We start from the raw sequence: 15565 nt of genomic DNA, 5'->3' as shown, positions 1-15565 counted from the left end.
CCCTCCAGTTGATTTCGCTTTCACAGCGCTTTATAAAGTAATACTGCCTGTAATTAATCCATAAATCGCAAAGAATGCTAAAGCACCAATTGCTACGGATGATGCTAATTCCACTCGAGTAAATATTTGCTTCGAACTCTTTTGCTTTTGAACATTGTAAAAAATAAAAATACCTGGCGCATATAAAGTCATTGTTAATAATAAATACTCTAAACCAGCTGCATAAACTAGCCACACGCCATAAATACTTGCTATCAAGCCAATTATTATATTTTTATTTCGATCTGCTTCTTCAGACTTTAAGCTATGCTTCAGTTGATAAAACGCTGAAAAAGCATATGGGATTAAAATAGCTGAAGATGCTAAAGAGAATGCAAAGTTATACGCCTGATCAGAAACGACGAATGTTAACAAGAACATTTGTATTAAACCATTTGTTATCCATAATGAATTTACTGGAGCCTTATTTTTATTTTCTTTTGCGAACCATTTTGGAAATACTCCATCTTTAGCCGCTAAATATGGAATTTCAGAAGCGAGCAAAGTCCAACCTAACCAAGCACCTAATACAGAGATGACCAAACCTAAATTAATAAAGATAGCACCCCATTTTCCAACAACACTTTCAAATAAATAAGCCATAGCCGGATTTTTCAAACCTGCAATATCTGCTTGCTGCATAAGTCCAAGAGACAATAATGTGATTAAAATGTAAATGATGAGTGTACCAATTAAGCCAATAACGGTTGCTTTCCCTACATCACTTCTATTTTTTGCTCGACTGGATAAAACAACAGCCCCTTCTACCCCAATAAATACCCATAAAGTTACAAGCATTGTACTTTTAACTTGGCTGCCAACTGCTCCCCATGAAAAAGAACCAGCTTGCCCCCAAAATCCATCTAAGAACGTATCAATATGAAACGCGAAGATTCCTATGACAATAAATACAAATACAGGTACTAATTTTGCGATTGTAGTTACTAAATTCACAAGGGCTGCTGATTGAACTCCACGTAAAATTAACATGTGAACACACCATAATAATACGCTTGCACCAATAATGGATTCTACATTTTGACCGCCTTCAAAGATCGGGAAGAAATATCCTAATGAAGAAAACAATAATGTACCGTAAGCTACATTTCCAAGCCAAGCAGATAGCCAGTATCCCCACGCACTATTAAACCCCATAAAATTACCAAACCCTGCTTTTGCATAGCTAAAAATACCACCATCTAAATCTGGCCGTTTTACAGTTAGATTTTGAAAAGATAATCCAAGTGCAATCATCCCAATTCCTGTTATAACCCAGCCAATAATAATGGCTCCAGCACCAGCACCTTTTGCCATATCACTCGCTAAATTAAAGGCTCCACCGCCAATCATAGACCCAACTACAAGAGCCGTTAGTGTAAACAACCCTAATTTCTTATCTTCACCCATTCCACTCACCTCTCTTAAATTGCAATAACAATACAAAAGCAATAGTGAATGATCGTGTCTAAAGGAGGAGAAAGAAGAAAGGAAGACTCCCTTTCTTCTTTACTCCATATTTCCTAAAGTAGCTGCCATAACCGCTTTAATTGTATGCATTCTATTTTCAGCTTGATCAAATACTTTTGAATGTTTACTGCGGAATACTTCGTCAGTTACCTCCATTTCTTTCAACCCATATTTCTCATAAACTTCTTCGCCATACATCGTTTCAACATCATGAAATGCAGGTAAACAATGTAAGAAAATCACGTTTTCATTCCCTGTTGCTTTAATCATTTTCATATTTACTTGATAAGGTTTCAATAACTCGACACGTTCAGCAAATTTTTCTTCTTCCCCCATAGACACCCATACATCTGTATAAATTACATCCGCATTCGCAACAGCTTCTTCCACATTACTTGTTATCATTACCTGTTCATTATATTTTTTTGCTAAATCAATTACTTCTTGTGCAGGCCATAAAGATTCCGGTGTACAAATACGTACATCCATTCCAACGATTGCTCCACCAACTAGTAAGCTATTAGCAACATTATTTCGTCCATCGCCAACGTAAACGAGCTTCACATTTTTCAATTTCCCTATATGTTCTCTAATTGTTAATAAATCTGCTAGTGTTTGTGTTGGATGCCACATATCTGTTAATCCATTCCAAACCGGCACACCAGAATTTTGTGCTAAAGATTCTACGGTTTCATGATTAAATCCACGAAACTCAATTCCGTCAAACATACGCCCTAACACTTTTGCTGTATCCTCTACAGATTCTTTTTTCCCAAGTTGAATATCACCTTTCCCTAAATATTCAGGATTTGCTCCTAAATCTGTACATGCTACTGTAAATGCACAACGTGTACGAGTAGAAGTTTTTTCAAATAAGAGCGCTACATTTTTACCTTCTAAATAATGATGCGGAATACCATTTTTCTTTTTCTCTTTTAATTCTGCTGCCAAATCTAGAAAATATAATAATTCTTCTTGTGTAAAATCTTTTTCTGCTAGAAAGCTTCTTCCTTTTAAATTTGGTCTAGTCATTAACATAATTCATCCCTACTTTCTCCGTTATTTATACTAAATATCTTTACGAACAATTGGCATACTCATGCAACGTGGACCCCCACGACCACGAGATAATTCCGAACTTAGCACCTCAATCACTTCTATACCGTGTTCCCGTAATAACGTATTAGATACATAGTTGCGATCATATGTAACAACTACACCTGGCGCGATTGCTAATGTGTTCGAGCCATCATTCCATTGTTCACGAGCAGAAGCAATTACATCTCCTCCTCCACATGGAATAAGAACTAATTCACTTAAGCCTAATACCTCTTTTAATGCTTCCATTAAAGAAGTACGATGTGTAATTTTAAGAGTTTCCTCATCTGATCCTTTTTCTAAAATATAAATATTCATATTCCCTTTTGGCCCTTGAATGGCTGGGTGAATTGTAAACTTGTCATAATCAACCATTGTAAATACTGTATCTAAATGCATAAATGCTCGACATTTTGGAATTTCTATTGCTAACACTTTCTTAATTTTATTTTGTCGGCTAAAGAGATTTTTAGCTAAACGTTCAATTGCTTTAGCTGAAGTACGAGCAGATACTCCAATCGCAATTGTTTCTTCATTTAAAATTAGCTCGTCGCCACCTTCAATTGGAAATTTATAATCACGATCTAACCAGATTGGTACATTATGTTTTGCAAATCTTGGATGATATTTAATGATGTACTCCATGAATAATGATTCACGTCTACGCGCTGGTTCTCTCATCTTATTTATCGTTAAGCCATCGCCCACGCTAGCTGCTGGATCACGAGTAAAATATAAATTAGGCATTGGATCTAAGTAAAACGGATAGTGATCTTCCATTAATTCATATAAATGTGTCTTCTTACTTGTTTCAATTTCGTTTTTCCGTACACCGCCCATAATTTTTTGAATTAATTCTTCATTTGAAAAGGAAAGTAAATATTCTTTTAAAGTTTGATGTGCAACATTTACGTCGGCCTGTCCTTCTTTTAAAATACGATCAACAAATTCTTCTCGAAGTTTTTTATCTACTAACGCCTCAGCGGCTAGTTTTTCTAAATAAAGAACTTCAACACCCCGATTGCGTAACGTTTGTGCAAAATAATCATGCTCTTTTTGAATAATTGGTAAGTATGGAATATCGTCAAATAATAATTGCTGCAAATAATCTGGCGTCAAGTTTTCCACTTCTTTACCCGGTCGTTTTAATAAAACCGTTTGTAATTCCCCAATTTCTGAAGTAACATGTATCGGATGTTTCATTTGTTGTACCTCCTTTTAAATATGTTTGATGTCTTACAAGTACATAATAAATGCTCTGCACTTTCATCTTTGTGAAAGTATCCACATTATCATTGTGAAATATTAAACAAGTTATTTTTTTAAAATCATACGAATATGTATTTTTATAACAAACTATCTCGCTTTCTCAATAAAAAATACATATATTACGCATATATGTTGAATATTTAACTTCCGTATTTAAACAAAAATCCTGTTTTTAATTTTATTAAAAACAGGATTTTTGCATCTAAATAATTAAATTTAATCTTTCTTCTATAATCTCCCTATCTGATTTCGACTGTGAAATTATAAGGCATGTATCATTTCCGCATATACATCCTATTTTTTCTTTCCAATCTAACTCATCAAATAAAACACCAATAACATGTGCATTACCAGGTAATGTTTTAATAACCATTAATTGATCTACACAATCAATTTTCACAACCACTTCTCGTAATTTTTTCTTTAACTTTATATCAGTTTGTACATGCTCTTCTGAGAAAACTTTATATATCATTAATCCTTCTTGAGAAGGTACCTTCGTTAAGTTTAACTCACGAATATCGCGAGAAACCGTAGCTTGTGTTACTAATACATCTTTTTTTGCTAACAATTCTACTAATCTTTCTTGCTTATCTATTTCATACTCCTTTACAAATTGTTTAATTAACCGTTGTCTTTTTTCTTTTTTCATAAAAGACACCCCTTTTAATATTATAGCTCGCTATAATTTTCATCCGAAAGGGACAGAAAAGAATGTTGCGGAAACGTTCATAGTTTAACTGTAAATATTAAATCAAGCTAAATAAAAAAGAGAAGAACAGCATTCTGTTCTTCCTTTTACATTGAAAATCGTTCAATTGTTTGTTTCAAATCAGTTGCTTGCTTCTCTAAATCCTTTAATAATTGATCGATTACTATCATATTTTTAGACTGTTGTAGCGTCACACGCGCCACTTCTTGCGAACCAGCTGACGTTTCTTCAGCAATTGCTGCTACAGCTTTTGTTTGTGCTCCTGTTTGATGAATGTGGCTCACTTGTTCATTCATATAACTACTAATTTGCTGAGTTGCATCGGCTACTTCCATAACACTTGATGACATTTCTTTTAAAATTAATTCCGTAGCTTCCCCACGTTTCGCCTCTTCTTTAGCTATTTTCACTTGTTCTGTCATTTTCATTGCAACTTGTTGTACTTCATCTTGCATATTCCGTAATAACTGCGATATGTTTCTTGCAGAATGATCACTTTCATCAGCAAGTTTCCGTACTTCTTCCGCAACAACCGCAAAGCCTCTTCCATGCTCTCCTGCGCGAGCTGCCTCAATAGAAGCATTTAGTGCTAATAAATTCGTTTGGCTAGCAATCGCACTCACAACAGACACAATATGTTCTACTTGTTTCATTCGTTCTTCTAACTTCTGTACATTTTGCATTGAATCTTCATTTTCTTTTGCCAATGTTTGAATACCTTGAATTAAAGACGTAAAGACACGAGTACTATGCCCTAAAGCTTCAACCATTTCTGAAGACAATGTATCAGACTGCTTCGCTTTTTCTTCTACTTCACTTGCAATAGAAGTCGTTGTATCAACAGCAGAAACAATTGCTTGAATTGATGCCGCTGATTGCTCAGCGCCTGAAGAAATTTCTGCAAGTGTCTCAGATACACCTTGCGCTTGTCTCGTTGCTTCGCCTGTTTGTTTTCTAATCTGCTGTACTTGATTATTTGTATACGAAAATGTTGTATCAATATTTTTTACCATGCCCCTTAAGTTTCCTAACATCATATTAAATGCAACACTTAAAGATTTAATTTCATCATCTGTCTTCGGTAATGGAACATCTTCACGAATATCACCCTCAGCTGCTTTTCTTGCCGCCTCCTCTAACTTGCGAAGCGGTTTAATTAAAAATACGGCTGCTCCATATGCTAAAATTCCAGACCATACTACCCCTAATAACATAACGATAATATTATATACAGTTTGACTTACATAACTTTGAAAATAATCGTATATCACGTAAATAAAAAAGATACTTGTTGAATATGTAATGAAAGCTAAAACTGTAGTGAATAGCATAAGTTGTGTACGTAATCCAAAAGAAAATGTTTTCCTTTCTTTTTCCATCTTCCTTTTCCCCCTTTTTATAAGCAATATAAATACTACCTATATATTATTATCCATATTTTCATTATAGAAGGATATAGAGATTTTAAAAATATTATTTCTTTGAATATCAAATTGCACGAAAAAAATAAAGGATTCTGACAATTTATGACTAATAACAGAAATAAGGGGCAACATTTGTAAAATATATTTTTAACTGGGGGTTTTGTATGATTCAAGTTCGAAATCTAGTAAAATCATTCGGTTCACTTGATGTGTTAAAAGGAATTGATTTAGAAGTAAAAGAAAAAGAAGTTGTTGTTTTAATTGGTGCCAGTGGTTCTGGTAAAAGTACATTACTTCGCTGTCTTAACTTTTTAGAAATGTACGATGAAGGCGAAATTCACTTACAAGGTGAGCGAATTGATCCAAAGCATTCAAATTTAAATAAAGTCCGTGAAAATGTCGGTATGGTTTTTCAACACTTTAACCTCTTTCCTCATATGACCTCACTAGAAAACATCATAGAAGCACCTATTCACGTAAAAAAATTAGAGAAAGCAAATGCAAAGGATATTGGAACTCAACTTCTCCAAAAAGTCGGCCTTCAAGATAAAGCGGATGTAACTCCTCATCTTCTTTCAGGTGGTCAAAAACAGCGCATTGCCATTGCACGAGCTCTTGCAATGAGCCCTAAGATTATGCTATTTGATGAGCCTACCTCAGCTTTAGACCCTGAACTTGTTGGAGAAGTATTGCAAGTTATGAAAGAACTTGCTGAAGAAGGGATGACAATGGTTATTGTTACTCATGAAATGAATTTTGCAAGAGATGTAGCTGATCGCGTCATCTTTATGGATGATGGAAAGATTGTAGAAGATGCTCCGCCAGCACAATTCTTTTCAGCTCCATCACATGAACGGGCAAAACAATTTTTACGCAACGTTTTATAATGTAACTTTTGTTTCGAACGAAAAACAATACATTCATACGGTGCACAACTAATCATCCAAATAAAATATTTCAATAACATACTAAAAAACCATCCGTATGATCAATATATAGGAGGGGTTTTATGAAAAGAAAACTATTAACCATTGTTGCGAGCATTACACTATGTACATCTTTCATACTAGGAGCTTGTAGCAAAGAAAGCTCTACTACTTCAACAAATGGTGAAAAAGAATTTCGCTATGCGATGAGTGGATTATACAAACCTTTTAACTATAAAGAAAATGACGGCAAACTTGTCGGTTTTGATGTAGAAATCGGTGAAGCTCTTGCTAAAAAGATGAACATGAAGGCTACGCCAGTTACAAACCCATGGGAAACGCTGATTCAAGGTCTTCAAGCGAAGAAATATGATGTAATACTGGGTAGTATGGCAATTACAGAGGAGCGCTTAAAAGCTGTTAGTTTCTCAAATCCGTACTATCGCTCTGGCGCCCAAATTTTTGTAGCTAAAAAGAATAACGCTATCTCTTCTCCAGAAGATTTAAAAGGTAAGAAAATTGGTGTTGTAAAAGCTAGTACCTTTAAAAATCTTGTTGCAAAATATACAGATCAAATCACAGAATATGACAGCGATATTACTGCTCTTATGGATTTAGAGCCTGGGCGTGTTGATGCAGTAATTACGGATCAAATGGTTGGTCTACGTATGATAAAAGAAGGAAAATCGAATATAAAAGAAGCCGGAAAACCATTAAATCTTGATGAAATGGGAATTGCTATTCGCAAAGATGATAAAGAAATGGTTGAGAAAGTAAATAAAGCGTTAGATGAAATCATTAAAGATGGTACGTATGAAAAAATCAGTAAAAAATGGTTCGGGCGTAATATTCTCGGTGAAGAGGAAAAAACGAAGTAAGTTAGCCATTCAAAAGATTCATAAACAGTGCCCCACTGATTAAATGTTCATTTTATGTGGGGCATTTCATTCTCTACTAAAATCTATACAATATGAGGTGAAACACATGTTTGAAATTTTTATCTCTACCTATCCCACACTCTTAAAGGCTACTATTGTCACATTACAATTAACATTAACCTCCCTAGTACTCGGTTCATTAATTGGATTATTATTTGCTTTCTTTCGAATCTCGAATAACAAAGTTTTAAATAGCATTGCTCATATCTATATTGCTATTATTCGTGGTACACCTTTAATCGTTCAAATCGCAATTCTCTATTTTGGCATTACATCTGTCATTGTTTTCTCCCCTTTTTGGGCAGGAGCAATCGCTTTAGCAATTCATAACGGTGCATATATTACGGAAATTTTCCGAGGATCCATTCAATCCGTCGACCGGGGACAATTGGAAGCCGCTCGCTCCTTAGGTATGCCTTACCCTTTAGCTATGCGCCGGATTATATTACCACAAGCATTTCGTCTGTCTCTTCCTCCTCTAGGAAACCAATTTATTATCGGATTAAAAGACTCTTCACTCGTCGCTTACGTAGGACTGTCCGAATTATGGGGATCAGGTTTATCAATTGCAGCAGGTAACTTCCAACAATTAGATACTTACATAATCGTTGGTGTATACTATCTCGTACTTGTTCTTCTATTTACTTATTTTGTTAATCTTTTAGAAAAACGACTACAACGAAAAGAAACTAACTCCGTCCAATTCCATAAAAAGAACAAAAAGGAAGTTTCTTTATAAGAAAAAGCAAGCCTGAGATGGCTTGCTTTTTCATTGCAAAAATATATTAATTTTTACTGATTTACTTTTTTAATACTCTTTTCTTCCTCTATATGTTCCTCACGATATGAAATATTATGAGGATCTAGTCCATTTCCTAAAGAACCATAGAAATGCTCTCTATGCGGATCAACTAATTCACTTCCTTGATAATACACGCGTGGTGTATTCCATAGCGCTGCCAAAGCTTTTGTCATCGGCATCTCATGATAGCGTTCCGGCCACATTTCTTTAATCTTCTCTTTTACTAACGGGTAGTATTTAGAACTCATAGCAGGAAACAGATGATGTTCTGTATGATATGAGAAATTGAAGTGTAAAACGTCTACCCAGCGCGGCACTGTTACTGACAAACAGTTTGCTAACGGATCATTTACTGGAACAATTGGATTTAAGCGGTGATTTGTTGCGATATATGCCATTACAATAAAGTTAGCAATTAACAACGGAATGACATATGCAAATAACCATTTTCCAGGTCCCATAATAAACAATAAACTAATCCAAACTGTCCAAGGCAAAAGAAGTTGAAGCCATACAGATTTTTGATTGGATGACTTGAACTCTTTTATAAAATGAAAGAACATTCGAGTCGAATGCAATGTAAATTGAATTGTTAGTGACAGAAAACTAAAGAATGAACGTACATGTAAAGGCATACGATATACCCAACTCAAAAACTTACTCTTCTTAAGTTTCTCAAGTGTCGGCCATGCATCCGGATCATTCTCTTCATGCTGTGTATGAACATGATGCGTTGCATTATGCCACTTTCTCCAAAGCTTTGGCCCTGTTGATAATGGCATAAATGCAATCGCGCCTAAGAAGTCACGAAGCCATGCCTTTCTTACAACAGTTCCATGTAAAATTTCATGCCCTAAAAATCCAAGTGAAGCAAAACATAATCCAAGAACAATCGCAATTCCTAGATTCGCCCACACATTCAATTCAAATACACCAATCGATATTAACCCCGCCAATGCCACAAGCAAATAAGCCAGTCCACCAAATAAACGAGTAGGCACTGGTTTAAATGCTTTTTTCGGCAAATGTGGTGATACACGTGCTGCATACCACCCAAACGTATGAAGCTCCTTCATCCTTTTGCTCCTTTCTTATGCCGCGCCTTGCGCAACTTACATATATCAATTCTTGCTTCCAGATTGATTTTACTAGATGATCCAAAAAGCATCTATTATAAGGAAAATATACTCACTCTATCGTCACTTATTTTTCGCTTTTATTATCAATGAAAAACATTTCTCTTTTTACTCTCTATCAACCTTTCCACATGATGAATCATAACAATAGAATTTCTATATTGTCAACACCTTTTATGACCTAGTAATAAAAGGTGGTTATATTTTTATAATCATACTTTATTTCACTAAAGAAAATGTATAGATTCCATAAGGATTTACCCACTATATATAGACATTTTCTTAAACGTCATAGACTCTATCTCATTCAATAACTCCCTATGTAATCAACAAACAGAATCACTTGAATTTAGTTTTATATAAATCCTACCACTTCATAATGCCCCATCTAATTAATTATATTAAAATAATTTATAACCTCTTTTAATAAAAATAGACTACTTCTAAAACAACACACATGAATTTCATATATTATGGAAATATTAAAAGGAAAATTGTTCTAAAATCAGGAGGTTTCCGCAATGACAAGTGATACATTTCCACAACTGCCGCTATCTTATTGGATTGAATCTACTCAGTTTCCTACTTTCCCTCGTTTATCCGAAAATATAAAGACGAAAGTTGCTATTATCGGTGCTGGTATTACAGGTATTACTACTGCCTATTTACTTGCAAAAGAAGGCATCGATGTTGTTTTAATTGATTCTGGTCGTATTTTAAACGGAACGACTGGGCATACAACAGCGAAAGTAACAGCACAACATGATCTTATTTATGATGAATTAATAAACCATTTCGGTGTAGAAAAGGCCGGGCTTTACTATGAATCAAATAATCAGGCTCTACAATTCATAAATGAAACTGTTCAAACATATAAAATCGACTGTAATTTCTCAAATGAAGATTCATATTTATATACAACTACCGATAACGGATTAAGAAATTTATCGAAAGAATATGAAGCTTATCAAAAATTAAATATACCTTGTGACTATGTTCAATCTCTATCGATTCCTATTCCAGTACAATCTGCGCTTATAATGAAAAATCAAGCACAATTCCATCCCCTTCTTTATTTAAAAACACTTTTAGAAAAGTTTGTGGAGATGGGCGGAAAGCTCTACGAACAAACAACAGCTATGGATGTGGAAAAGGGAGATCATCCACAAATAATTACAAAAGAGGGCCATCATATCACTTGTGAATATGTCGTCTCTTGTTCACATTTTCCTTTTTATGATGCAAATAGCTTTTTCTTTACGCGAATGTACGCAGAACGCTCCTACGCTCTTGCAATAAAAGCAAAAACGGATTATCCAGGTGGCATGTATTTAAGTATTGATGATCCAAAGCGCTCCTTACGCTATATAACAAACAATGGAGAAAAATTAATTTTGATTGGCGGAGAGAGTCATAAAACAGGACAAGGAATAAATACGATGCTTCATTATGAAGCACTTTATTCTTTTGCTGAAGCAACTTTTGGAATAGACGAAGTTCCTTATAGATGGTCAGCACAAGATTTAATCACTCTAGATAAACTTCCTTATATCGGACATATTAACGAAAGAAATCCAAATATATTTGTTGCAACTGGATATCGCAAATGGGGCATGACAACTGGAACTGCTGCCGCTCACCTACTGAAGGACTCCATCCTAAAAGTCCACAGTCCCTATAAAGAACTGTATGCACCATCACGCTTCCATGCAAATCCAGATATAAAAACGTTCCTCTCCCAGAACATTGATGTTGCGAAACATTTAATTGAAGGAAAGATTGAAACCGCATTACGTAAGCCAGAAGATCTCGAAGTTGGTGAAGGATCTGTCGTACATGTTAACGGTAAACGATCAGGTGCTTATAAGGACAAAGAAGGAAAATTACATATCGTCGATACAACTTGTACACATCTCGGCTGTGAAGTTGAATGGAATAATGGTGATTGTACTTGGGATTGTCCTTGCCATGGTTCTCGTTTTTCAATTGAGGGAGACGTTCTTGAAGGCCCAGCAGATCAACCGTTAAAACGCGTTGATAATGAGTAAACAAATAAAGAAGTTCAACAGAATTACGGTTGAACTTCTTTATTTGTTATAAAACCTGTTCAGATAAATTTCGACACAGGAAGGAAAATATTAACATTAAATAAAATAATATATTCATCTACAAATTAAAAGGGGTGAATATTATGCAACCTTCAGCTCCACCTCATCTAGAATCTACAGAAACTATCTTTTCAAGCTCTATTACAAAACTTGTTGTTTTTATTTGTTGGCTAGCCATTTTAGCTGATGGATATGATTTAGGTATTTACGGTGCCGTTCTACCAAAGCTCCTAGAAGACAAAAGCTGGGCGCTATCACCAGCGCACGCTGGTACAATTGCAAGCTATGCTTTATTTGGGATGTTTATTGGGGCTATTCTAGTTGGAACGATTACAGATCTAATTGGGCGTAAATGGACGCTTATATGCTGTTTAGCACTTTTTTCTATCACAATGGGTTTAGCGGCTATCGCTTCTTCTCCTAAGTTATTTGGATTATCTCGATTTATAGGAGGAATCGGATTAGGCGGTGTTATCCCAACGGCTTCAGCACTTACTGTTGAATATTCACCAAAAAAAAGGCAATCTTTTATTTATGCTCTTATGTTTACTGGCTATCCTTTAGGTATCGTATTAGGTGCTATTTTGTCTATGTTTATGTTAGAAGATTTCGGATGGAGAATTATGTTTGGTATCGGAATGATTCCACTACTCCTCATTCCTTTCATTATTCGCTATTTACCTGAGTCCATTCAATTTTTATTATCACGTAATCGCCAAGAAGAAGTGAACCAAATTCTTAATCGTTTTCAAATTGAATTTCATGTAAAAAATAAAACTCATCAAGCTCCATCTACTATACGAAAGAAAAATGGATTTTTTACTTTATTCTCAAAAGAATACATAAAAGCAACACTACTTTTTTGGATCACTTATATAATGGGAATGTTTTTAATATACGGTTTAAATACTTGGTTACCACAGATGATGCGCCAGACGGGATATCCTCTTGGATCTAGTCTGTCTTTTCTACTTATGCTAAATATTACCGCAGCTGTTGGTGCGTTATTCGCTGGAGCAATTGCTGATCGTATAGGCGCAAAAATTGTTATTAGCATCTCTTATCTTATGGCAGCCATATGTATCGGACTATTAACAATTAAGCCATCTGTTACAATCATTTATCTTTTAATTGGCCTTGCTGGTATTGGATCGGTCGGTATTACTCAAATATTAAATGCATATGTAACACAATACTTCCCATCACATATCCGAGCTACCTCCTTAGGCTGGGGACTGGGACTTGGCCGAGTTGGTGCAATTGCTGGCCCTATTCTCATCGGTATTATAATGACAATGCAATATGACTTAGCATGGAATTTTTACTTATTCTCCTTTGCAGGTCTTATCGCAGCTATATCTGTTTTCTTCATTCCTACAAAATAAAAAGAGCACAAACTTACTGAACTGCACCCCAATTGTTAGACACAGTCTAACAATTGGAGGTGCAGTTTTTCTATGGCTAAATTTACAGCTGATGAAAAAATACAAATCGTTCTACGTTATTTGAACGGGAATGAAAGTTATCGAGAAATGGGTAGATCGCTCGGTATAAGTGACACAATCATTTTGAATTGGGTAAACCAATATAAACAGAATGGTCTGGAAGCTTTTCTAAAACGATGTACAAATTACACACAACAATTTAAACTAGACGTACTAAACTTTATGATTGAAAACGGTATGTCCTTATTTGAGACGGCAGCTATTTTTAATATTCCTGCCCCTTCAACGGTTTCTGTTTGGAAAAAACAGCTCGAAACACAAGGAATTGATGCCCTTCAATCTAAGAAAAAGGGGCGTCCATCCATGAAAAAAGATTCAAATAAACAATTAAAACAACCTTTAGCTGAAGGGTCAGTCGAAGCACTTGAAGCACGCATTAAACAGCTTGAGATGGAAAATGAGTACTTAAAAAAGTTAAATGCCTTAGTTCAAAACAAGGAAAAATCACAAAACAAGACAAAGCGCAAGTAGTCTATGAATTAAGGCATAAATATTCGGTGAAGGCACTTGTGGAGCTAGCTACTATTCCTCGAAGCACATATTATGATTTAGTAAAGAAAATGAATCGTCCAGATGTAGATGCCGATTTGAAAGCTGAGATTAAAGCGATTTATGAGGAAAATGAAGGTCGTTATGGTTACCGTCGCATTCGTGATGAATTAACGAATCGTGGCCAGAAAGTGAACCACAAGAAGGTTCAGCGCATTATGAAAGAGCTTGAGTTAAAGTGTGTCGTGCGTATGAAGAAATATAAATCCTATAAAGGAAAAGTCGGTAGAATCGCACCTAATATTTTAGAGCGTAATTTTCATACAGATGCACCGAATCAAAAGTGGGTAACAGACATCACAGAGTTTAAATTGTTTGGAGAAAAACTGTATGTATCACCTGTATTAGATTTGTATAATGGTGAAATTATTACCTATACAATTGGTTCTAGACCGACGTATTCGCTTGTTTCAGACATGTTAGAGAAAGCATTGGAACGTTTACCTGAAACCCACCAGCTACTGATGCATTCGGATCAAGGATGGCATTATCAAATGAGACAGTACGTCCGGACACTTGAATCAAGAGCTATCGTCCAGAGTATGTCTCGAAAAGGCAACTGTTACGACAACGCAGTAATAGAAAATTTCTTTGGGATTATGAAGTCGGAGTTCCTCTACATAAAAGAATTTGAAAATGTAGAGCACTTTAAAATAGAATTAGAAAAATATATAGATTATTATAATATGAAACGGATTAAGGCAAAATTAAAAATGAGCCCGGTACAATACCGGACTCACTTTTATCAAGCTGCCTAATGAAATAACCGTGTCTAACTTTTAGGGGTCACTTCATTACTTGTGCTCTTTTTCATATGCTTCAAACAGCATGTCTCGAAATAGTGTATTTAAAATTTCAATATCGATCCCTGATCCCTTTTCAATTCCTTTTACATATTGCCCATAGTAATGAATTTGTTCTTCTAAAAATTGATTTAGCACCTTAATTTTCAATCCAACATCTAATTCAGTACCTGCTTTTTTCTTTATTAACAACTTTTCAATCTCATCTAATACACTACGTTCTAATGGTAATTCTGTAATCAATCGATCAAATTCTACAGGTGGTAAAGTTGCTTTCTCTTCTAGCCACTTACAAGCTAAAATAGGACGTAATACATAAAAGTACTTTTTCAGCTTTACATTCTCACCTTGCAAAAATTCACGATAATTTTTCGACGCCATATGTAAATAATGATATATCGTTGCTTTTGGATCAAAATTCTTCTCACTCATCTGTTGAAGTAGTTCTGGAAAATTAGAGTTTTTCGAATAAAAAATTGGTGATCGAATCCACTCAAGTAAAGCTGGGTTCGACTTCGCGAATAGTTGCAACGCCTTTTTAATATCCCAACCACTTATATCTAAATCATCACTAATTGGATATTCAATTACATCACGTTTGTCATGAATTGATAAATACCATTCTACCGGATGTATATAAACAAACCTAACATCATAATCGCTATCTTTCGATGGAAACCCCCAAGCACGACTCCCTGATTCCACCGCAAATAAAATTTTCACATCATTCTCTTTTTCAATTCTTTCTAACTCCAACTCGATTTTCTCTCTCATTTCATAACATCTCCA

The 15565-nt window shown here is 35.1% G+C and carries 12 protein-coding genes and 2 pseudogenes; 6 read left to right on the top strand and 8 right to left on the bottom strand.

The window, feature by feature from the left end; all coding sequences use genetic code 11:
* Nucleotides 1-30 precede the first annotated feature (30 nt).
* The 6 genes and pseudogenes from arcD to DN407_RS32860 all read right to left on the bottom strand — a co-directional run.
* Complete coding sequence (gene arcD, locus DN407_RS02145; RefSeq protein WP_000503410.1) at nt 31-1446, bottom strand: arginine-ornithine antiporter; 1416 nt, start codon at nt 1444-1446, stop codon at nt 31-33.
* A 99-nt stretch (nt 1447-1545) separates the two neighbouring features.
* A complete protein-coding gene (gene argF / locus DN407_RS02140; RefSeq protein ID WP_000930289.1) occupies nt 1546-2544 on the bottom strand; it encodes an ornithine carbamoyltransferase in 999 nt (332 codons plus the stop codon).
* Nucleotides 2545-2574: 30 nt separating this feature from the next.
* A complete protein-coding gene (gene arcA, locus DN407_RS02135; RefSeq protein WP_000682331.1) occupies nt 2575-3807 on the bottom strand; it encodes an arginine deiminase in 1233 nt (410 codons plus the stop codon).
* A 268-nt stretch (nt 3808-4075) separates the two neighbouring features.
* Complete coding sequence (gene argR / locus DN407_RS02130; RefSeq protein WP_000711827.1) at nt 4076-4525, bottom strand: arginine repressor; 450 nt, start codon at nt 4523-4525, stop codon at nt 4076-4078.
* Between the two features lie 146 nt (nt 4526-4671).
* Nucleotides 4672-5244, bottom strand: a pseudogene (locus DN407_RS32865) (methyl-accepting chemotaxis protein); the annotation flags it as partial.
* Nucleotides 5245-5613: 369 nt separating this feature from the next.
* Nucleotides 5614-5799, bottom strand: a pseudogene (locus DN407_RS32860) (HAMP domain-containing protein); the annotation flags it as partial.
* A 374-nt stretch (nt 5800-6173) separates the two neighbouring features.
* On the opposite strand from DN407_RS32860, the gene DN407_RS02120 reads away from it, so the two are divergent.
* From DN407_RS02120 to DN407_RS02110, 3 genes are all read left to right on the top strand, one after another.
* Nucleotides 6174-6896, top strand: coding sequence for an amino acid ABC transporter ATP-binding protein (locus tag DN407_RS02120; protein WP_000616925.1), 723 nt, complete (start codon nt 6174-6176; stop codon nt 6894-6896).
* A 122-nt stretch (nt 6897-7018) separates the two neighbouring features.
* Nucleotides 7019-7813: an ABC transporter substrate-binding protein gene (locus tag DN407_RS02115; RefSeq protein WP_000823768.1), complete on the top strand. Its 795-nt coding sequence runs from the start codon at nt 7019-7021 to the stop codon at nt 7811-7813.
* Between the two features lie 43 nt (nt 7814-7856).
* Nucleotides 7857-8612 (top strand): amino acid ABC transporter permease, encoded by a 756-nt coding sequence (locus DN407_RS02110; RefSeq protein ID WP_003283038.1) that lies wholly within the window; start codon nt 7857-7859, stop codon nt 8610-8612.
* Between the two features lie 53 nt (nt 8613-8665).
* On the opposite strand, the gene desB is transcribed toward DN407_RS02110, so the two are convergent.
* Nucleotides 8666-9751: a Delta(10) desaturase DesB gene (gene desB, locus DN407_RS02105; RefSeq protein WP_000661226.1), complete on the bottom strand. Its 1086-nt coding sequence runs from the start codon at nt 9749-9751 to the stop codon at nt 8666-8668.
* Between the two features lie 581 nt (nt 9752-10332).
* On the opposite strand from desB, the gene DN407_RS02100 reads away from it, so the two are divergent.
* The 3 genes from DN407_RS02100 (at nt 10333) to DN407_RS02085 (ending at nt 14731) form a co-directional block, all read left to right on the top strand.
* On the top strand, nt 10333-11859 hold the full coding sequence (locus tag DN407_RS02100; RefSeq protein WP_149215969.1) for an FAD-dependent oxidoreductase: 1527 nt from the start codon (nt 10333-10335) through the stop codon (nt 11857-11859).
* Between the two features lie 143 nt (nt 11860-12002).
* A complete protein-coding gene (locus DN407_RS02095) occupies nt 12003-13304 on the top strand; it encodes an MFS transporter (protein WP_149215968.1) in 1302 nt (433 codons plus the stop codon).
* A gap of 72 nt (nt 13305-13376) precedes the next feature.
* Nucleotides 13377-14731 (top strand): IS3 family transposase gene (locus tag DN407_RS02085; RefSeq protein ID WP_149215967.1). Its coding sequence is split into 2 segments (ribosomal slippage): nt 13377-13830 and nt 13830-14731, totalling 1356 coding nucleotides; the frame shifts between segments, so codons are not numbered across the junction.
* 36 nt (nt 14732-14767) lie between these two features.
* Here DN407_RS02085 and DN407_RS02080 read toward each other — a convergent pair.
* A complete protein-coding gene (locus DN407_RS02080; RefSeq protein WP_001208232.1) occupies nt 14768-15550 on the bottom strand; it encodes a nucleotidyltransferase domain-containing protein in 783 nt (260 codons plus the stop codon).
* Nucleotides 15551-15565 lie beyond the last annotated feature (15 nt).

It is taken from the genome of Bacillus sp. JAS24-2, assembly GCF_008274905.1.
GTDB lineage: Bacteria > Bacillota > Bacilli > Bacillales > Bacillaceae_G > Bacillus_A > Bacillus_A cereus.
The sequence above is the reverse complement of the archived record's forward strand: the minus strand, read 5'-3'. Positions and strand labels throughout refer to the sequence as shown.